General features: G+C 47.0%; 1 protein-coding gene. It reads left to right on the top strand.

The features are described 5' to 3' along the window. The first annotated feature begins 80 nt into the window (after positions 1-80). Positions 81-24,311 (top strand): Ig-like domain-containing protein, encoded by a 24,231-nt coding sequence (locus tag QPX86_RS01885; RefSeq protein ID WP_285163935.1) that lies wholly within the window; start codon positions 81-83, stop codon positions 24,309-24,311. The last annotated feature ends 48 nt before the right edge of the window (positions 24,312-24,359 follow it).

Genomic DNA, 24,359 nt, shown 5'->3' with positions numbered 1-24,359 from the left:
GACAACAACAAGTAACAACAATGTGTTTTTTTATTATCTAACAGTGAAACGCATTGTTAATTAGGGTTTTGGAGCTAAATATGAGTTCTGTTGTAACAACTAAAAATGGTGTTTTGACTTCGGCTAACGGTGAGATCACTCTCACATTAAATGGCCAATCCAAAAGTATACTTCCAGGAAATCAAATTCCTGCAGGAGCTGAACTCCAATTTGCGAGCGATTTAGCTTTTGTTGTCACTTTTGACGACGGTACTGTGTTAAACGGTGACACGTTAAAGAGTGATCAAATAGATGCAAATACAACAGACGATTCAATTGCTCAATTTTCAACAGATATGACTTCTGGTGAGTTATCTGAAATTGAAGCCCTCCAAGCTTTAATTTTATCTGGCGAAGATCCTACTGAACAACTACCTGAAACTGCAGCTGGTGAAGCATCAGGTAATGAAGGTGGTAGTGACTATGTCTCCCTTGCTCGTGAAGGTTCTGAAACTATCGCAGCTGCAGGATTTGATACTTCATTTGAGGCAACAGAAACATTAACAGCCAGCCTATCTTTAGGTGATGAAGGCGTTAATGCATTAAATAACAACAATTTTAACATTGCTCAATTTACCGATAATTTTGTCAATGGTGTTTCGTTTACTACTTCTTCTGGTTTATCTGGTTTTACTGGTGACTTTGGTTCTCCAGGTTCTTTCGCTTACTTACCAGGTGACACAATTACTTTTATGATCGGTGGCGTTACCATTGCCTCATTTAGTGCTGATGTTATTCAAGGTGAGATTTTATTCTTGCAAGATATTGCTGGAACCTTATTGTCCGACACTAATATGGATTACGTTGAAAACATGGCTATTTTTTTACAAGCCTTGGACAACGACCTCACAGACGGTGTAGATGATGGAATACTTAACACTAATAGTTTAATAAATATTGAAGATAGCTATGCCACCAATATCAATATCCTGTTATCTGTTCATGAAGCCTTAGCAAATTATATTGACCCAACAACAGGTCAGCCTCTTAATATCGCCACAGCTGGTAAAGAAATGATCTCTCAAGTACTTGCTGAACTTGGAATTATTTTTACTCGCGAAACTGAAAGACAAGAGAATGAACAGAACTTGTTCGAAACTATCGCAATGGAGCACGTCGCAGATACGATCGATGACATTGCTGGCGATAGAGCACCAGATGAACACGATGAACGTACAGTCGATACTCTCGACGTGCCAGGTGGGCTAATTACCTACAACTATAACGAATTAGATGGCCAGATTACTTTTTCGGCTAATGATTTACTTGAAGGCGCAGTTGGTCAGCAGGTGATCGATCAAAACTTGTTAGTGAGTAATGTCCGCCTTAGCGCAGCATTTGAAGATATTGGTACTTTGCAAGATTTGGGTGATGGCAATTATGTCATCATCTTGAATGAAGGCATTACTCAATACGATCTGGAAGGGTTAAGCATTGATTATCGCGTCGAAGATTGGACAGTATTCAGAGACGTCACTTCTGCCACTCAAGACCAATATAAATCGCATTTATCTGCTGAAATCCCAGATGTGCTCGAAGATGTAGGTTTTAACCAATTTACGTTAAACAGTGAACTCACATTTGAAACTGATCAAGAACTGTTCATCACATTCACTAGTGAACTACTCAGTGAACAACTTGGATACCCTATTGCTGAATATGCCGATGACTATTTAGTACCGCTTGAATATTCAAATGATGGTGGTTTAACGTGGCAAACAATGACTATTGGTGGAATTGACTCAAGCGGTGATTTAGCGCGACCAATATTCAGTTTCAATCTTGAAGCTGGTAACAATAGCATTCTAATTAGAGTGCCTATTTTTGATGATGCTTTCATAGAGCCAACTGAATATTTTAATGCAGTTGTATCTGGTGAAAACGTTTACGATGAAGAATTAGAGTTCGCCATTTTTGATAATGATGGTGAAGGCTCAAATTTACCCATTGTTGATATTGATTATGCTGTTGTAGTTGAAGGAATGGAGTTTGCTTTATTCACCCTCACCTTGAGCGAACCTAGTACTGAAACTATTACTCTTGATTACAGCTCAGAAGAACTGACTGCTTTATTTGGTGAAGATTTTACCAATGTCAGTGGCACAGTCACTTTCCTTCCTGGTGAGACTACGGCCTACATCACTGTACCTATTACTGACGATTTAATCGTTGAAGATAGTCCTGAATTTGCGCTAATTAACTTATCTAATGTTACCAATGCAGTATTAGGTGATACCCAAGCGACATTACGTATTTACGACAATGATTTACCAGATAATACCGCCATCACTTTAGATATTGATCCAGTGACGGGTGATAACCTACTCACCCCAGATGAAAGCACGGGCACGGTTACTATTACTGGTACCGTTACTGCTGATGCTTCAATCACAACAGGTATTATCATGCTGACCATTAATGGTCAGGAATATCAAGCGATTATGCAGTCTGACGGTACATTCTCCGTTGAAGTTAATGCTGCTGATCTTGTAAACGATGAAGACACAGTTATTGATGGTATTGTTTATGGATACGGAGCAGATGGGGCAAAAGGAACAGCAACAGCTAACGAAGATTATGATATCCCTACAATTGCAGTAAACGACAACATCACTGTTGCTGAAGATACTGTGGCAGAAGGTAATGTATTAGCTAACGATTCTGATAATGACGACACTCTGAGTGTTACTAGTTTTGAAATAAATGGTGAAACCTACCCTGCTGGCACATCCGTTACTGTAGATGAAGGGATACTAGTTTTAAACGCAGATGGCAGTTACTTATTTACACCCAGTGCAGATTGGAATGGCCAAGTTCCCGTTATTACATACACAACTAATACCAATATCACAGCAACACTGACCATTGAAGTAACACCTGTTGCTGATGGTGCTCCTGGTGTGGTTATTAATACTGATACCAATAACGATGGCATTATCAGCGAAGAAGAATTAGCAGGTAATACTGAAGTTTCAGTAACCATTGATCTAACAACCACTGGTGCACAGCCCGGAGATACCTTAGTTGTTAACGGTCAGGAAATTATTCTTACCCAAGAAGATATTGATAATGGCTCAATAGATTTAACACTACCAGCACCTGCTGAAGGTGAAACGATTGAAGTAGTAGCAACCATTGTTGATAGTGCCGGAAATATAAGTCCTGAAGGTTCTGATAGTGCATTACTAGATACCGTCCCTCCAGTGATTACCGTTATTGCTCCAGATAATAGTAATGATGATACGCCAACAATTACTGGTTCAACAGATGCTGAACCAGGTAGTACAGTCACTATCGTTGTCACTGATAATGAAGGCAATGAGCAAGTACTCGAAGCCATTGTTGATGAAAATGGCAGCTACCAAGTAGACGTAGAGCAACCTTTAGCCGAAGGTGATTATTCCGTTGTTGCAGAAGTCACAGATCCTGCAGGCAATTCAGCTACAGATAACGACGATGGTCAAATAGATACAATCGCTCCCGTCATTACTGTAAATGCACCTGATAATAACATCGATACTACTCCAACGATTACGGGTTCAACTGATGCAGCTCCAGGAAGCACTGTTACGCTTACCGTTACTGACAACGAGGGCAATGAGCAAGTCTTAGAGGCAATTGTTAACCCTGACGGTAGTTATGAAGTTGATGTAGCTGAGCCATTAGCTGAAGGCGAATATAACGTAGTCGTGGTTGTTACAGATCCTGCTGGCAACTCTGCAAGTGCTAATGATACTGGAGATATAGACACGACAGCTCCAGAGATCACCGTGAGTGCACCTGATAATTCAGCTGATACGACTCCAATAATTTCTGGTACAACAGATGCAGAACCAGGCAGTACAGTCACAATTATTGTTACTGATAGTGCAGGCCAAGAACAAATAATCGAAACCATCGTAAACCCAGATGGTACTTACAGCGTTGAGGTTCCTTTACCATTAGCCGAAGGCGATTACACTGCTGTAGCTGGCGTTTCCGATAGTGCTGGTAATGGTGCCTTTGCGGAAGATAGTGGCGATATAGATCTAACCCCGCCAGTTATCACAGTTAGCACACCTGATGATGCAAGTGATAATACTCCTCTAATAACAGGAACAACTGATGCAGCTCCTGGGAGCACCGTAACCTTAGTGGTAACTGATAGTAATGGTGTCGAGCAAACCATTGAAGCAATCGTTGATCCTGATGGAAACTATCAAATTGAAGTTCCAAATGAACTATCAGAAGGCGATTACTCGGTCAAAGCCGAAGTCACAGATCCTGCAGGAAATACAGCAACTGCAAATGATACTGGTGAAATTGATGCTTTATTCGCGTTCAATGATAGCAATACAGTTGCCGAAGACACTGCTGCATCAGGTAACGTGCTGGATAATGATGAAGCCAATAACACTGAGGTGGTGAGCTTTACCCTAGATGGTGACAACACAACCTACAGCCCAGATGTGGCCATCACCGTTGAAGGCGGCTCGCTGCTGATTAACACGGACGGCAGCTACAGCTTCACGCCTGCCAGTGATTGGAATGGCGTATTGCCAGTCATCACTTACACCACCGATACCGGTGAAACTGCCACCTTAACCATCACAGTCGGTGAAGATAATACTGACACCGCTAATGATGTAATTAGCGTTGCTGAAGACACGACGGCATCAGGTAATGTCCTTTCAAACGATGAAAGTGATAACACTGAGGTGGTGAGCTTTACCCTAGATGGTGACAACACAACCTACAGCCCAGATGTGGCCATCACCGTTGAAGGCGGCTCGCTGCTGATTAACACGGACGGCAGCTACAGCTTCACGCCTGCCAGTGATTGGAATGGCGTATTGCCAGTCATCACTTACACCACCGATACCGGTGAAACTGCCACCTTAACCATCACAGTCGGTGAAGATAATACTGACACCGCTAATGATGTAATTAGCGTTGCTGAAGACACGACGGCATCAGGTAATGTCCTTTCAAACGATGAAAGTGATAACACTGAGGTGGTGAGCTTTACCCTAGATGGTGACAACACAACCTACAGCCCAGATGTGGCCATCACCGTTGAAGGCGGCTCGCTGCTGATTAACACGGACGGTAGCTACAGCTTCACGCCTGCCAGTGATTGGAATGGCGTATTGCCAGTCATCACTTACACCACCGATACCGGTGAAACCGCCACCTTAACCATCACAGTCGGTGAAGATAATACTGACACCGCTAATGATGCGATCTCCGTTGCCGAAGACACGACGGCATCAGGTAATGTCCTTTCAAACGATGAAAGTGATAACACTGAGGTGGTGAGCTTTACCCTAGATGGTGACAACACAACCTACAGCCCAGATGTGGCCATCACCGTTGAAGGCGGCTCGCTGCTGATTAACACGGACGGCAGCTACAGCTTCACGCCTGCCAGTGATTGGAATGGCGTATTGCCAGTCATCACTTACACCACCGATACCGGTGAAACCGCCACCTTAACCATCACAGTCGGTGAAGATAATACTGACACCGCTAATGATGCGATCTCAGTTGCCGAAGACACGACGGCATCAGGTAATGTCCTTTCAAACGATGAAAGTGATAACACTGAGGTGGTGAGCTTTACCCTAGATGGTGACAACACAACCTACAGCCCAGATGTGGCCATCACCGTTGAAGGCGGCTCGCTGCTGATTAACACGGACGGCAGCTACAGCTTCACGCCTGCCAGTGATTGGAATGGCGTATTGCCAGTCATCACTTACACCACCGATACCGGTGAAACCGCCACCTTAACCATCACAGTCAGTGAAGATAATACTGACACCGCTAATGATGTAATTAGCGTTGCTGAAGACACGACGGCATCAGGTAATGTCCTTTCAAACGATGAAAGTGATAACACTGAGGTGGTGAGCTTTACCCTAGATGGTGACAACACAACCTACAGCCCAGATGTGGCCATTACCGTTGAAGGCGGCTCACTGCTGATTAACACGGACGGCAGCTACAGCTTCACGCCTGCCAGTGATTGGAATGGCGTATTGCCAGTCATCACTTACACCACCGATACCGGTGAAACCGCCACCTTAACCATCACAGTCGGTGAAGATAATACTGACACCGCTAATGATGCGATCTCCGTTGCCGAAGACACGACGGCATCAGGTAATGTCCTTTCAAACGATGAAAGTGATAACACTGAGGTGGTGAGCTTTACCCTAGATGGTGACAACACAACCTACAGCCCAGATGTGGCCATCACCGTTGAAGGCGGCTCGCTGCTGATTAACACGGACGGCAGCTACAGCTTCACGCCTGCCAGTGATTGGAATGGCGTATTGCCAGTCATCACTTACACCACCGATACCGGTGAAACCGCCACCTTAACCATCACAGTCGGTGAAGATAATACTGACACCGCTAATGATGCGATCTCAGTTGCCGAAGACACGACGGCATCAGGTAATGTCCTTTCAAACGATGAAAGTGATAACACTGAGGTGGTGAGCTTTACCCTAGATGGTGACAACACAACCTACAGCCCAGATGTGGCCATCACCGTTGAAGGCGGCTCGCTGCTGATTAACACGGACGGCAGCTACAGCTTCACGCCTGCCAGTGATTGGAATGGCGTATTGCCAGTCATCACTTACACCACCGATACCGGTGAAACCGCCACCTTAACCATCACAGTCAGTGAAGATAATACTGACACCGCTAATGATGTAATTAGCGTTGCTGAAGACACGACGGCATCAGGTAATGTCCTTTCAAACGATGAAAGTGATAACACTGAGGTGGTGAGCTTTACCCTAGATGGTGACAACACAACCTACAGCCCAGATGTGGCCATTACCGTTGAAGGCGGCTCACTGCTGATTAACACGGACGGCAGCTACAGCTTCACGCCTGCCAGTGATTGGAATGGCGTATTGCCAGTCATCACTTACACCACCGATACCGGTGAAACCGCCACCTTAACCATCACAGTCGGTGAAGATAATACTGACACCGCTAATGATGCGATCTCCGTTGCCGAAGACACGACGGCATCAGGTAATGTCCTTTCAAACGATGAAAGTGATAACACTGAGGTGGTGAGCTTTACCCTAGATGGTGACAACACAACCTACAGCCCAGATGTGGCCATCACCGTTGAAGGCGGCTCGCTGCTGATTAACACGGACGGCAGCTACAGCTTCACGCCTGCCAGTGATTGGAATGGCGTATTGCCAGTCATCACTTACACCACCGATACCGGTGAAACCGCCACCTTAACCATCACGGTCGGTGAAGATAATACTGACACCGCTAATGATGCGATCTCCGTTGCCGAAGACACGACGGCATCAGGTAATGTCCTTTCAAACGATGAAAGTGATAACACTGAGGTGGTGAGCTTTACCCTAGATGGTGACAACACAACCTACAGCCCAGATGTGGCCATCACCGTTGAAGGCGGCTCGCTGCTGATTAACACGGACGGCAGCTACAGCTTCACGCCTGCCAGTGATTGGAATGGCGTATTGCCAGTCATCACTTACACCACCGATACCGGTGAAACCGCCACCTTAACCATCACAGTCAGTGAAGATAATACTGACACCGCTAATGATGTAATTAGCGTTGCTGAAGACACGACGGCATCAGGTAATGTCCTTTCAAACGATGAAAGTGATAACACTGAGGTGGTGAGCTTTACCCTAGATGGTGACAACACAACCTACAGCCCAGATGTGGCCATTACCGTTGAAGGCGGCTCACTGCTGATTAACACGGACGGCAGCTACAGCTTCACGCCTGCCAGTGATTGGAATGGCGTATTGCCAGTCATCACTTACACCACCGATACCGGTGAAACCGCCACCTTAACCATCACAGTCGGTGAAGATAATACTGACACCGCTAATGATGCGATCTCCGTTGCCGAAGACACGACGGCATCAGGTAATGTCCTTTCAAACGATGAAAGTGATAACACTGAGGTGGTGAGCTTTACCCTAGATGGTGACAACACAACCTACAGCCCAGATGTGGCCATCACCGTTGAAGGCGGCTCGCTGCTGATTAACACGGACGGCAGCTACAGCTTCACGCCTGCCAGTGATTGGAATGGCGTATTGCCAGTCATCACTTACACCACCGATACCGGTGAAACCGCCACCTTAACCATCACGGTCGGTGAAGATAATACTGACACCGCTAATGATGCGATCTCCGTTGCCGAAGACACGACGGCATCAGGTAATGTCCTTTCAAACGATGAAAGTGATAACACTGAGGTGGTGAGCTTTACCCTAGATGGTGACAACACAACCTACAGCCCAGATGTGGCCATCACCGTTGAAGGCGGCTCGCTGCTGATTAACACGGACGGTAGCTACAGCTTCACGCCTGCCAGTGATTGGAATGGCGTATTGCCAGTCATCACTTACACCACCGATACCGGTGAAACCGCCACCTTAACCATCACAGTCGGTGAAGATAATACTGACACCGCTAATGATGCGATCTCCGTTGCCGAAGACACGACGGCATCAGGTAATGTCCTTTCAAACGATGAAAGTGATAACACTGAGGTGGTGAGCTTTACCCTAGATGGTGACAACACAACCTACAGCCCAGATGTGGCCATCACCGTTGAAGGCGGCTCGCTGCTGATTAACACGGACGGCAGCTACAGCTTCACGCCTGCCAGTGATTGGAATGGCGTATTGCCAGTCATCACTTACACCACCGATACCGGTGAAACCGCCACCTTAACCATCACAGTCGGTGAAGATAATACTGACACCGCTAATGATGCGATCTCAGTTGCCGAAGACACGACGGCATCAGGTAATGTCCTTTCAAACGATGAAAGTGATAACACTGAGGTGGTGAGCTTTACCCTAGATGGTGACAACACAACCTACAGCCCAGATGTGGCCATCACCGTTGAAGGCGGCTCGCTGCTGATTAACACGGACGGCAGCTACAGCTTCACGCCTGCCAGTGATTGGAATGGCGTATTGCCAGTCATCACTTACACCACCGATACCGGTGAAACCGCCACCTTAACCATCACAGTCAGTGAAGATAATACTGACACCGCTAATGATGTAATTAGCGTTGCTGAAGACACGACGGCATCAGGTAATGTCCTTTCAAACGATGAAAGTGATAACACTGAGGTGGTGAGCTTTACCCTAGATGGTGACAACACAACCTACAGCCCAGATGTGGCCATTACCGTTGAAGGCGGCTCACTGCTGATTAACACGGACGGCAGCTACAGCTTCACGCCTGCCAGTGATTGGAATGGCGTATTGCCAGTCATCACTTACACCACCGATACCGGTGAAACCGCCACCTTAACCATCACAGTCGGTGAAGATAATACTGACACCGCTAATGATGCGATCTCCGTTGCCGAAGACACGACGGCATCAGGTAATGTCCTTTCAAACGATGAAAGTGATAACACTGAGGTGGTGAGCTTTACCCTAGATGGTGACAACACAACCTACAGCCCAGATGTGGCCATCACCGTTGAAGGCGGCTCGCTGCTGATTAACACGGACGGCAGCTACAGCTTCACGCCTGCCAGTGATTGGAATGGCGTATTGCCAGTCATCACTTACACCACCGATACCGGTGAAACCGCCACCTTAACCATCACAGTCGGTGAAGATAATACTGACACCGCTAATGATGCGATCTCAGTTGCCGAAGACACGACGGCATCAGGTAATGTCCTTTCAAACGATGAAAGTGATAACACTGAGGTGGTGAGCTTTACCCTAGATGGTGACAACACAACCTACAGCCCAGATGTGGCCATCACCGTTGAAGGCGGCTCGCTGCTGATTAACACGGACGGCAGCTACAGCTTCACGCCTGCCAGTGATTGGAATGGCGTATTGCCAGTCATCACTTACACCACCGATACCGGTGAAACCGCCACCTTAACCATCACAGTCAGTGAAGATAATACTGACACCGCTAATGATGTAATTAGCGTTGCTGAAGACACGACGGCATCAGGTAATGTCCTTTCAAACGATGAAAGTGATAACACTGAGGTGGTGAGCTTTACCCTAGATGGTGACAACACAACCTACAGCCCAGATGTGGCCATCACCGTTGAAGGCGGCTCGCTGCTGATTAACACGGACGGCAGCTACAGCTTCACGCCTGCCAGTGATTGGAATGGCGTATTGCCAGTCATCACTTACACCACCGATACCGGTGAAACCGCCACCTTAACCATCACAGTCAGTGAAGATAATACTGACACCGCTAATGATGTAATTAGCGTTGCTGAAGACACGACGGCATCAGGTAATGTCCTTTCAAACGATGAAAGTGATAACACTGAGGTGGTGAGCTTTACCCTAGATGGTGACAACACAACCTACAGCCCAGATGTGGCCATTACCGTTGAAGGCGGCTCACTGCTGATTAACACGGACGGCAGCTACAGCTTCACGCCTGCCAGTGATTGGAATGGCGTATTGCCAGTCATCACTTACACCACCGATACCGGTGAAACCGCCACCTTAACCATCACAGTCGGTGAAGATAATACTGACACCGCTAATGATGCGATCTCCGTTGCCGAAGACACGACGGCATCAGGTAATGTCCTTTCAAACGATGAAAGTGATAACACTGAGGTGGTGAGCTTTACCCTAGATGGTGACAACACAACCTACAGCCCAGATGTGGCCATCACCGTTGAAGGCGGCTCGCTGCTGATTAACACGGACGGCAGCTACAGCTTCACGCCTGCCAGTGATTGGAATGGCGTATTGCCAGTCATCACTTACACCACCGATACCGGTGAAACCGCCACCTTAACCATCACAGTCGGTGAAGATAATACTGACACCGCTAATGATGCGATCTCAGTTGCCGAAGACACGACGGCATCAGGTAATGTCCTTTCAAACGATGAAAGTGATAACACTGAGGTGGTGAGCTTTACCCTAGATGGTGACAACACAACCTACAGCCCAGATGTGGCCATCACCGTTGAAGGCGGCTCGCTGCTGATTAACACGGACGGCAGCTACAGCTTCACGCCTGCCAGTGATTGGAATGGCGTATTGCCAGTCATCACTTACACCACCGATACCGGTGAAACCGCCACCTTAACCATCACAGTCGGTGAAGATAATACTGACACCGCTAATGATGCGATCTCAGTTGCCGAAGACACGACGGCATCAGGTAATGTCCTTTCAAACGATGAAAGTGATAACACTGAGGTGGTGAGCTTTACCCTAGATGGTGACAACACAACCTACAGCCCAGATGTGGCCATCACCGTTGAAGGCGGCTCGCTGCTGATTAACACGGACGGCAGCTACAGCTTCACGCCTGCCAGTGATTGGAATGGCGTATTGCCAGTCATCACTTACACCACCGATACCGGTGAAACCGCCACCTTAACCATCACAGTCAGTGAAGATAATACTGACACCGCTAATGATGTAATTAGCGTTGCTGAAGACACGACGGCATCAGGTAATGTCCTTTCAAACGATGAAAGTGATAACACTGAGGTGGTGAGCTTTACCCTAGATGGTGACAACACAACCTACAGCCCAGATGTGGCCATCACCGTTGAAGGCGGCTCGCTGCTGATTAACACGGACGGCAGCTACAGCTTCACGCCTGCCAGTGATTGGAATGGCGTATTGCCAGTCATCACTTACACCACCGATACCGGTGAAACTGCCACCTTAACCATCACAGTCGGTGAAGATAATACTGACACCGCTAATGATGTAATTAGCGTTGCTGAAGACACGACGGCATCAGGTAATGTCCTTTCAAACGATGAAAGTGATAACACTGAGGTGGTGAGCTTTACCCTAGATGGTGACAACACAACCTACAGCCCAGATGTGGCCATTACCGTTGAAGGCGGCTCGCTGCTGATTAACACGGACGGCAGCTACAGCTTCACGCCTGCCAGTGATTGGAATGGCGTATTGCCAGTCATCACTTACACCACCGATACCGGTGAAACCGCCACCTTAACCATCACAGTCGGTGAAGATAATACTGACACCGCTAATGATGCGATCTCCGTTGCCGAAGACACGACGGCATCAGGTAATGTCCTTTCAAACGATGAAAGTGATAACACTGAGGTGGTGAGCTTTACCCTAGATGGTGACAACACAACCTACAGCCCAGATGTGGCCATCACCGTTGAAGGCGGCTCGCTGCTGATTAACACGGACGGCAGCTACAGCTTCACGCCTGCCAGTGATTGGAATGGCGTATTGCCAGTCATCACTTACACCACCGATACCGGTGAAACCGCCACCTTAACCATCACGGTCGGTGAAGATAATACTGACACCGCTAATGATGCGATCTCCGTTGCCGAAGACACGACGGCATCAGGTAATGTCCTTTCAAACGATGAAAGTGATAACACTGAGGTGGTGAGCTTTACCCTAGATGGTGACAACACAACCTACAGCCCAGATGTGGCCATCACCGTTGAAGGCGGCTCGCTGCTGATTAACACGGACGGCAGCTACAGCTTCACGCCTGCCAGTGATTGGAATGGCGTATTGCCAGTCATCACTTACACCACCGATACCGGTGAAACCGCCACCTTAACCATCACAGTCAGTGAAGATAATACTGACACCGCTAATGATGTAATTAGCGTTGCTGAAGACACGACGGCATCAGGTAATGTCCTTTCAAACGATGAAAGTGATAACACTGAGGTGGTGAGCTTTACCCTAGATGGTGACAACACAACCTACAGCCCAGATGTGGCCATTACCGTTGAAGGCGGCTCACTGCTGATTAACACGGACGGCAGCTACAGCTTCACGCCTGCCAGTGATTGGAATGGCGTATTGCCAGTCATCACTTACACCACCGATACCGGTGAAACCGCCACCTTAACCATCACAGTCAGTGAAGATAATACTGACACCGCTAATGATGTAATTAGCGTTGCTGAAGACACGACGGCATCAGGTAATGTCCTTTCAAACGATGAAAGTGATAACACTGAGGTGGTGAGCTTTACCCTAGATGGTGACAACACAACCTACAGCCCAGATGTGGCCATCACCGTTGAAGGCGGCTCGCTGCTGATTAACACGGACGGCAGCTACAGCTTCACGCCTGCCAGTGATTGGAATGGCGTATTGCCAGTCATCACTTACACCACCGATACCGGTGAAACTGCCACCTTAACCATCACAGTCGGTGAAGATAATACTGACACCGCTAATGATGTAATTAGCGTTGCTGAAGACACGACGGCATCAGGTAATGTCCTTTCAAACGATGAAAGTGATAACACTGAGGTGGTGAGCTTTACCCTAGATGGTGACAACACAACCTACAGCCCAGATGTGGCCATCACCGTTGAAGGCGGCTCACTGCTGATTAACACGGACGGTAGCTACAGCTTCACGCCTGCCAGTGATTGGAATGGCGTACTGCCAGTCATCACTTACACCACCGATACCGGTGAAACTGCCACCTTAACCATCACAGTCGGTGAAGATAATACTGACACCGCTAATGATGCGATCTCCGTTGCCGAAGACACGACGGCATCAGGTAATGTCCTTTCAAACGATGAAAGTGATAACACTGAGGTGGTGAGCTTTACCCTAGATGGTGACAACACAACCTACAGCCCAGATGTGGCCATCACCGTTGAAGGCGGCTCGCTGCTGATTAACACGGACGGTAGCTACAGCTTCACGCCTGCCAGTGATTGGAATGGCGTATTGCCAGTCATCACTTACACCACCGATACCGGTGAAACCGCCACCTTAACCATCACGGTCGGTGAAGATAATACTGACACCGCTAATGATGTAATTAGCGTTGCTGAAGACACGACGGCATCAGGTAATGTCCTTTCAAACGATGAAAGTGATAACACTGAGGTGGTGAGCTTTACCCTAGATGGTGACAACACAACCTACAGCCCAGATGTGGCCATCACCGTTGAAGGCGGCTCACTGCTGATTAACACGGACGGCAGCTACAGCTTCACGCCTGCCAGTGATTGGAATGGCGTACTGCCAGTCATCACTTACACCACCGATACCGGTGAAACTGCCACCTTAACCATCACAGTCGGTGAAGATAATACTGACACCGCTAATGATGCGATCTCCGTTGCCGAAGACACGACGGCATCAGGTAATGTCCTTTCAAACGATGAAAGTGATAACACTGAGGTGGTGAGCTTTACCCTAGATGGTGACAACACAACCTACAGCCCAGATGTGGCCATCACCGTTGAAGGCGGCTCGCTGCTGATTAACACGGACGGCAGCTACAGCTTCACGCCTGCCAGTGATTGGAATGGCGTATTGCCAGTCATCACTTACACCACCGATACCGGTGAAACCGCCACCTTAACCATCACAGTCGGTGAAGATAATACTGACACCGCTAATGATGCGATCTCAGTTGCCGAAGACACGACGGCATCAGGTAATGTCCTTTCAAACGATGAAAGTGATAACACTGAGGTGGTGAGCTTTACCCTAGATGGTGACAACACAACCTACAGCCCAGATGTGGCCATTACCGTTGAAGGCGGCTCACTGCTGATTAACACGGACGGCAGCTACAGCTTCACGCCTGCCAGTGATTGGAATGGCGTATTGCCAGTCATCACTTACACCACCGATACCGGTGAAACCGCCACCTTAACCATCACAGTCGGTGAAGATAATACTGACACCGCTAATGATGCGATCTCCGTTGCCGAAGACACGACGGCATCAGGTAATGTCCTTTCAAACGATGAAAGTGATAACACTGAGGTGGTGAGCTTTACCCTAGATGGTGACAACACAACCTACAGCCCAGATGTGGCCATCACCGTTGAAGGCGGCTCGCTGCTGATTAACACGGACGGCAGCTACAGCTTCACGCCTGCCAGTGATTGGAATGGCGTATTGCCAGTCATCACTTACACCACCGATACCGGTGAAACTGCCACCTTAACCATCACAGTCGGTGAAGATAATACTGACACCGCTAATGATGCGATCTCCGTTGCCGAAGACACGACGGCATCAGGTAATGTCCTTTCAAACGATGAAAGTGATAACACTGAGGTGGTGAGCTTTACCCTAGATGGTGACAACACAACCTACAGCCCAGATGTGGCCATCACCGTTGAAGGCGGCTCGCTGCTGATTAACACGGACGGCAGCTACAGCTTCACGCCTGCCAGTGATTGGAATGGCGTATTGCCAGTCATCACTTACACCACCGATACCGGTGAAACCGCCACCTTAACCATCACAGTCAGTGAAGATAATACTGACACCGCTAATGATGTAATTAGCGTTGCTGAAGACACGACGGCATCAGGTAATGTCCTTTCAAACGATGAAAGTGATAACACTGAGGTGGTGAGCTTTACCCTAGATGGTGACAACACAACCTACAGCCCAGATGTGGCCATTACCGTTGAAGGCGGCTCACTGCTGATTAACACGGACGGCAGCTACAGCTTCACGCCTGCCAGTGATTGGAATGGCGTATTGCCAGTCATCACTTACACCACCGATACCGGTGAAACCGCCACCTTAACCATCACAGTCGGTGAAGATAATACTGACACCGCTAATGATGCGATCTCCGTTGCCGAAGACACGACGGCATCAGGTAATGTCCTTTCAAACGATGAAAGTGATAACACTGAGGTGGTGAGCTTTACCCTAGATGGTGACAACACAACCTACAGCCCAGATGTGGCCATCACCGTTGAAGGCGGCTCGCTGCTGATTAACACGGACGGCAGCTACAGCTTCACGCCTGCCAGTGATTGGAATGGCGTATTGCCAGTCATCACTTACACCACCGATACCGGTGAAACCGCCACCTTAACCATCACGGTCGGTGAAGATAATACTGACACCGCTAATGATGCGATCTCCGTTGCCGAAGACACGACGGCATCAGGTAATGTCCTTTCAAACGATGAAAGTGATAACACTGAGGTGGTGAGCTTTACCCTAGATGGTGACAACACAACCTACAGCCCAGATGTGGCCATCACCGTTGAAGGCGGCTCGCTGCTGATTAACACGGACGGCAGCTACAGCTTCACGCCTGCCAGTGATTGGAATGGCGTATTGCCAGTCATCACTTACACCACCGATACCGGTGAAACCGCCACCTTAACCATCACAGTCGGTGAAGATAATACTGACACCGCTAATGATGCGATCTCAGTTGCCGAAGACACGACGGCATCAGGTAATGTCCTTTCAAACGATGAAAGTGATAACACTGAGGTGGTGAGCTTTACCCTAGATGGTGACAACACAACCTACAGCCCAGATGTGGCCATCACCGTTGAAGGCGGCTCGCTGCTGATTAACACGGACGGCAGCTACAGCTTCACGCCTGCCAGTGATTGGAATGGCGTATTGCCAGTCATCACTTACACCACCGATACCGGTGAAACCGCCACCTTAACCATCACAGTCGGTGAAGATAATACTGACACCGCTAATGATGCGATCTCCGTTGCCGAAGACACGACGGCATCAGGTAATGTCCTTTCAAACGATGAAAGTGATAACACTGAGGTGGTGAGCTTTACCCTAGATGGTGACAACACAACCTACAGCCCAGATGTGGCCATCACCGTTGAAGGCGGCTCGCTGCTGATTAACACGGACGGCAGCTACAGCTTCACGCCTGCCAGTGATTGGAATGGCGTATTGCCAGTCATCACTTACACCACCGATACCGGTGAAACCGCCACCTTAACCATCACAGTCGGTGAAGATAATACTGACACCGCTAATGATGTAATTAGCGTTGCTGAAGACACGACGGCATCAGGTAATGTCCTTTCAAACGATGAAAGTGATAACACTGAGGTGGTGAGCTTTACCCTAGATGGTGACAACACAACCTACAGCCCAGATGTGGCCATCACCGTTGAAGGCGGCTCGCTGCTGATTAACACGGACGGTAGCTACAGCTTCACGCCTGCCAGTGATTGGAATGGCGTATTGCCAGTCATCACTTACACCACCGATACCGGTGAAACCGCCACCTTAACCATCACGGTCGGTGAAGATAATACTGACACCGCTAATGATGTAATTAGCGTTGCTGAAGACACGACGGCATCAGGTAATGTCCTTTCAAACGATGAAAGTGATAACACTGAGGTGGTGAGCTTTACCCTAGATGGTGACAACACAACCTACAGCCCAGATGTGGCCATCACCGTTGAAGGCGGCTCACTGCTGATTAACACGGACGGCAGCTACAGCTTCACGCCTGCCAGTGATTGGAATGGCGTACTGCCAGTCATCACTTACACCACCGATACCGGTGAAACTGCCACCTTAACCATCACAGTCGGTGAAGATAATACTGACACCGCTAATGATGTAATTAGCGTTGCTGAAGACACGACGGCATCAGGTAATGTCCTTTCCAACGATGAAAGTGATAACACTGAGGTGGTGAGCTTTACCCTAGATGGTGACAACACAACCTACAGCCCAGATGTGGCCATCACCGTTGAAGGCGGCTCGCTGCTGATTAACACGGACGGCAGCTACAGCTTCACGCCTGCCAGTGATTGGAATGGCGTATTGCCAGTCATCACTTACACCACCGATACCGGTGAAACCGCCACCTTAACCATCACAGTCAGTGAAGATAATACTGACACCGCTAATGATGTAATTAGCGTTGCTGAAGACACGACGGCATCAGGTAATGTCCTTTCAAACGATGAAAGTGATAACACTGAGGTGGTGAGCTTTACCCTAGATGGTGACAACACAACCTACAGCCCAGATGTGGCCATTACCGTTGAAGGCGGCTCACTGCTGATTAACACGGACGGCAGCTACAGCTTCACGCCTGCCAGTGATTGGAATGGCGTATTGCCAGTCATCACTTACACCACCGATACCGGTGAAACCGCCACCTTAACCATCACAGTCGGTGAAGATAATACTGACACCGCTGATGATGCGATCTCCGTTGCCGAAGACACGACGGCATCAGGTAATGTCCTTTCAAACGATGAAAGTGATAACACTGAGGTGGTGAGCTTTACCCTAGATGGTGACAACACAACCTACAGCCCAGATGTGGCCATCACCGTTGAAGGCGGCTCGCTGCTGATTAACACGGACGGCAGCTACAGCTTCACGCCTGCCAGTGATTGGAATGGCGTATTGCCAGTCATCACTTACACCACCGATACCGGTGAAACTGCCACCTTAACCATCACAGTCGGTGAAGATAATACTGACACCGCTAATGATGCGATCTCAGTTGCCGAAGACACGACGGCATCAGGTAATGTCCTTTCAAACGATGAAAGTGATAACACTGAGGTGGTGAGCTTTACCCTAGATGGTGACAACACAACCTACAGCCCAGATGTGGCCATCACCGTTGAAGGCGGCTCGCTGCTGATTAACACGGACGGCAGCTACAGCTTCACGCCTGCCAGTGATTGGAATGGCGTATTGCCAGTCATCACTTACACCACCGATACCGGTGAAACTGCCACCTTAACCATCACAGTCGGTGAAGATAATACTGACACCGCTAATGATGTAATTAGCGTTGCTGAAGACACGACGGCATCAGGTAATGTCCTTTCAAACGATGAAAGTGATAACACTGAGGTGGTGAGCTTTACCCTAGATGGTGACAACACAACCTACAGCCCAGATGTGGCCATCACCGTTGAAGGCGGCTCACTGCTGATTAACACGGACGGTAGCTACAGCTTCACGCCTGCCAGTGATTGGAATGGCGTACTGCCAGTCATCACTTACACCACCGATACCGGTGAAACTGCCACCTTAACCATCACAGTCGGTGAAGATAATACTGACACCGCTAATGATGCGATCTCCGTTGCCGAAGACACGACGGCATCAGGTAATGTCCTTTCAAACGATGAAAGTGATAACACTGAGGTGGTGAGCTTTACCCTAGATGGTGACAACACAACCTACAGCCCAGATGTGGCCATCACCGTTGAAGGCGGCTCGCTGCTGATTAACACGGACGGCAGCTACAGCTTCACGCCTGCCAGTGATTGGAATGGCGTATTGCCAGTCATCACTTACACCACCGATACCGGTGAAACCGCCACCTTAACCATCACAGTCGGTGAAGATAATACTGACACCGCTAATGATGTAATTAGCGTTGCTGAAGACACGACGGCATCAGGTAATGTCCTTTCAAACGATGAAAGTGATAACACTGAGGTGGTGAGCTTTACCCTAGATGGTGACAACACAACCTACAGCCCAGATGTGGCCATCACCGTTGAAGGCGGCTCGCTGCTGATTAACACGGACGGTAGCTACAGCTTCACGCCTGCCAGTGATTGGAATGGCGTATTGCCAGTCATCACTTACACCACCGATACCGGTGAAACCGCCACCTTAACCATCACGGTCGGTGAAGATAATACTGACACCGCTAATGATGTAATTAGCGTTGCTGAAGACACGACGGCATCAGGTAATGTCCTTTCAAACGATGAAAGTGATAACACTGAGGTGGTGAGCTTTACCCTAGATGGTGACAACACAACCTACAGCCCAGATGTGGCCATCACCGTTGAAGGCGGCTCACTGCTGATTAACACGGACGGCAGCTACAGCTTCACGCCTGCCAGTGATTGGAATGGCGTATTGCCAGTCATCACTTACACCACCGATACCGGTGAAACTGCCACCTTAACCATCACGGTATCTCCAGAAAATGATAATCCAGATGCTCAAGATAATTTCTATCTCGTTAATAGTGCCGAAATAATCACGGGGAACTTAATCAATGATAATACGGGCACGGGTATAGATAGCGATCTGGATGGCAATACACTTTCAATAACTCATATTAATGGTACTGAATTAGTATTTGTCGCAGGTGAAGCTACTATCGCTATTGGTGGTGGCTTATTAACTGTAAACGAAAATGGTAATTTTACTTTTGCCCACGACGGTACGACAACAAGCATTCCGAATTTTGAATATACTGTTTCTGATGGCAATAACGGTAGTGACACAGCAACTGTCACCCTTAGTTATAACTCCGTCGATGCTATCGATGATTTAGTAGGGGAAATCTTCACTACGACTGCAGACTCAGCAAATAATTGGGTTAGTCCAACAAACAGTGAAGGCGAAGCAGATTTTGTCATCAGTGCTAGAAATGCTGATGGCACTATTGGCGCAGTATCAAGTGGGAATAATAATTTATTAGGTGTTAGCGGCTCGCCGCGCACCACAGGTCAAATAGCTGATCAAATTGAATATGACTCAGCAACTGGCACATCAGAAGCGATTGTTATTGACTTCAATGGCCTTGTAAATGAGGCCACGTTCAGTGTTTCCCACATGTATGCTAATGAAAATAGCGGTGAGCAAGGCACTTGGTACGCTTACTACAACGGTCAACTTGTCGCTACTGAAACTTTTACAACTGCAACAGGAACAACTGGCACCTTTAGCATCAATACGGGTAATTTAGTCTTTGATCAGTTGGTATTTGAAGCAGCTCCGACCATCAGTGAACAAAATGGTGGACCAGCGCTAGAAGATTCATCTGATTACTTCCTTGACTCAGTCACCGTAACTGGCCCGGCATTAGTTGATGCTTACGTTGTACAAGAAGATGCTGTACTGACCATTACAGATATAGCCGAAGGTCTTTTAGCTAACGATAGTGATGCGCAAAATCATGACTTTGATATCACTCATATCAATGGTTCAACTTACGCCTACGGACAACAAATCACTCTTGCAAGCGGTGCAACTATCATTATTAATGTCGATGGCACATACACTTACGATGTGAATGGTGCCTTTGATAGCTTGAATGCTGGTGAGTTAGGCTCAGATACTTTCACTTATACATTAACTGATGAGTTTGGTGCTGTTGATACTGCAACTGTCACTATCAACATTGTTGGCGTGAACTTAGCCCCTGAACCTAGTGCAGATCAATTAAGTGTACTTGAGGGGGACTCCATTACCTTCGGTGCCATTGACCTTATCAGTAATGACAATGATGCCGAAAACGATAGCCTATCAGTTACTCGTTTTGCACCAGGAAATGCTGATTTGGGTAGTATTGATGCAACCCAAGCAGGACAAAGCTTCACTACTTCACTGGGCGGTATCATCACCATTAACAGTGATGGTAGTTACAGCTATCAAGCCCCGCTAAACCTTGACCATACCGGTAACGATACCCTCGTCGACAGCTTCTATTATCAAGCAAGTGACGGTACAAGTACATCATCTTGGACTCAGGTACTGATCGATGTTAATGACACAGCACCTGTTGCACAAGATGATGTTGACAGTGTTGGTTTTGGTGGCACGGCTTACGGTAGTGTCATCACAGGAGCTGGCACTGATGGTAGCGGTATAGATAACATTGGCGCAGATTTAACAGAGTTAACTAGCATAAGAATTGCAGGTACAACTTACGACACCTTTGATGCTGATGGCAATATCATTGTTACTATAGCGAATCGAGGCACCATCACTATCAACAAAGATGGTAGTTATAATTTTGTTTCATCGGTTCCGGAAGTTAATGGACAACAAAGTGTCTTGAGTAATATTTTCTATACCCTCACTGATGCCGATGGTGATTCGAGTGAAGCAAGGTTAAGAATCGTTCAAGACTCAAGCCCTGCGGTTAACAATGATGTCACTAGTGCTGCAGAGTCTGGTTTAACTGACGGCACATTATCGGGCAGTGGTAGTAATATCACTACTGGTAATTTACTTGATAATGATGAAGGTATAAGTGGCTCAACAGAAATAACCCAGGTTAATGGTGTTGCGCCTGTTAATGGTATTATTACCATTACAACTGCAATTGGTGAGTTGAAAGTATATACCGAAGATACTGTAAGTAATCGCGCAGGCGATTATGAGTACACCCTAAATTTCAGCACTAGTGGTGATGATGTTTCTGAAACATTTACTTATTCTATACTTAATGCACTTAACTCTGGCGATAGTGGCAGCTTAACTATCAACATTATTGATGATGCGCCAGTTGTTGAAGACATTACTCAAAATCTACAAACAAATCCAGAAACATTAATAACCAATTTGACCTTCATTCTTGATGTATCAGGAAGTATGGACAACAGTGCAGGAAACGGTAAATCATACCTAGAAACTGCTGTTGAATCTTTAACTGCACTCATTAACGAAGTTGATGCCTCTGGTAATGTCAATATACAGATCGTTACTTATTCAAGTTCTGCCACAAATTCAACTTGGTTAATTGATGATATAGACGGCGCGATAAATTACTTAAACAGTCTACAAGCCGGCGGCGGAACCAACTATGAAGCAGCACTAGAAAATGTCATGGGTAGTGGCACTATGCCTACAGCAGATAAAAGCTTTGTTTATTTCATCTCAGATGGCAGACCAACTCAAGGAACTGTAGATGAGGCTGCGTGGCAAGATTATATTGATGACAATTATGACATTTCATTTGGTATCGGTATTGGGAATGCGAGCTTAGACTTCATCAACCCAATTGCCTATCCAAATGCTGAGGATGGAAATGAAGAATATGCGATTATTGTTAATGATGCTGACGATCTCACCAACACTATTTTAGATTTCTTTGACTCAAATACTGTGACCGGTAGTTTAGGCATAATTAGTAACTCTGCAACTGGAGTTCTCGTGGGAGCTGACGGAGGTTATGTTCAGTCAATTTCAATTGATGGTGTTACCTACACTTATGATCCTATTAATCCAATTCAAGTTATCAGCACTAATCTAGGTGCAACATTCGAGATTAACTTCGCGACAGGCGAATACGAATACCTCTTAGACGCCTCCACGAATGTACTCAATGAACAAGAGTCAATTGATGTAACAATAATGGATAATGATGGAGACTCTGCTTCTTTAACCTTGCAAATAAATCTTGATTATTACGCATCATTAGATGCCAACGTAAACAATATCATTACCAATCAAGCTCAAGGTGATTTAACCATTTCAACTGAATATCTCACTCATGGCGATGCATTGCCTGACAATGGGACACTAAGCTCTGTCACCGCAGGAAGTGCTGGCAACACGAGCCTTGCAAATGATGTAGTAACTATTACCAATGCTAATGACGGTGACAGCTTTGATTACACGTTAACAGCAAACGGTGTATCTGATTCAGCAGAGGTAATCATTGATTATCAAAGCTCCTCTACTTTAATCGGAACACATGAAAACGACATCATTATTGCCAACTCAACAGCCAATAACTTGGCATCAGGTTCTGTTAAAGCAACGGTGAAGTCAGGGAATACCTATAATGCTTCTAACCAATTCGGTTTTGAAGCAGCATTGCTCGCAGCAGGAATATCGATCACCCAAATAGAAATCAACCTCAGAGGTGGGGGGGATACAAATGCGATAGTGGATGTCAGCCAGTCGAACCTAGTGAAAGGTAGTGACTCCGTTGGTATTAATGATAGTAATTCAGATATTTTTGCCAATATGACGCAAGATAGCGGAACACTAACAGCAATATTTAGCGCTGGAGACTTCACCAATGGAGATGAGTTCTGGTTTGCATTTGACACCGATAATTTAGGTAGTGACACTGGCGCAAGTTTGGTAGGCGCTACATTTACGATTACCTTAAGCGACGGAACCACCCAGACAGGTACATATATTTCTGATGGAAATTCTGGTGCTACAGGTCAATTGCACTTTGGCGATGCAGTACTTGATGGCGGCGCAGGCGATGATGTACTCATAGGAGGCAATGGGAACGACATCCTCATAGGCGGGTTGGGTGACGACCTATTAAGTGGTGGTTTAGGCGATGATTTGTTAAGTGGTGGTGAAGGTAATAATATTTTTGTGTGGAATGCAAATGAGTTCGGTACTGACACAATTGTTGATTTTGATACTAGCAAAGATAGCTTAGATTTAAGTGACTTATTGGTTAATGAAAACCTTGCTAGCTTAGATGACATGCTTAACTTTAGCTACGATGGCACCAATACAACTATTGATATAGATGCTGATAACAATGGTTCATTCGAGCAACAGATTGTGTTGGATGGCGTTAATTTAACTGATGTTTACAACAGCAATGATGACGGTGTAATTATCAATGGGTTACTAGATGATGGTGCCTTAATTGTCGATGCTACAGATGCAACACCAGCGCAGAATATCGCTGCTATAGACCCGTTAGAAAATGTACCAGATGGTAATATTATTCCTTAAATACAACAATCTGTTGACGCTTTGTAGTAATATAATAGCGTCAACCTA

The organism is Shewanella goraebulensis, assembly GCF_030252245.1.
Classification (GTDB): domain Bacteria; phylum Pseudomonadota; class Gammaproteobacteria; order Enterobacterales; family Shewanellaceae; genus Shewanella; species Shewanella goraebulensis.
This window is presented reverse-complemented; position numbering and strand designations above follow the sequence as displayed.

Excerpts from the sequence above, each read along its gene's own strand:
- QPX86_RS01885 (WP_285163935.1), top strand. The coding sequence starts at position 81 with ATGAGTTCTGTTGTAACAACTAAAAATGGTGTTTTGACTTCGGCTAAC.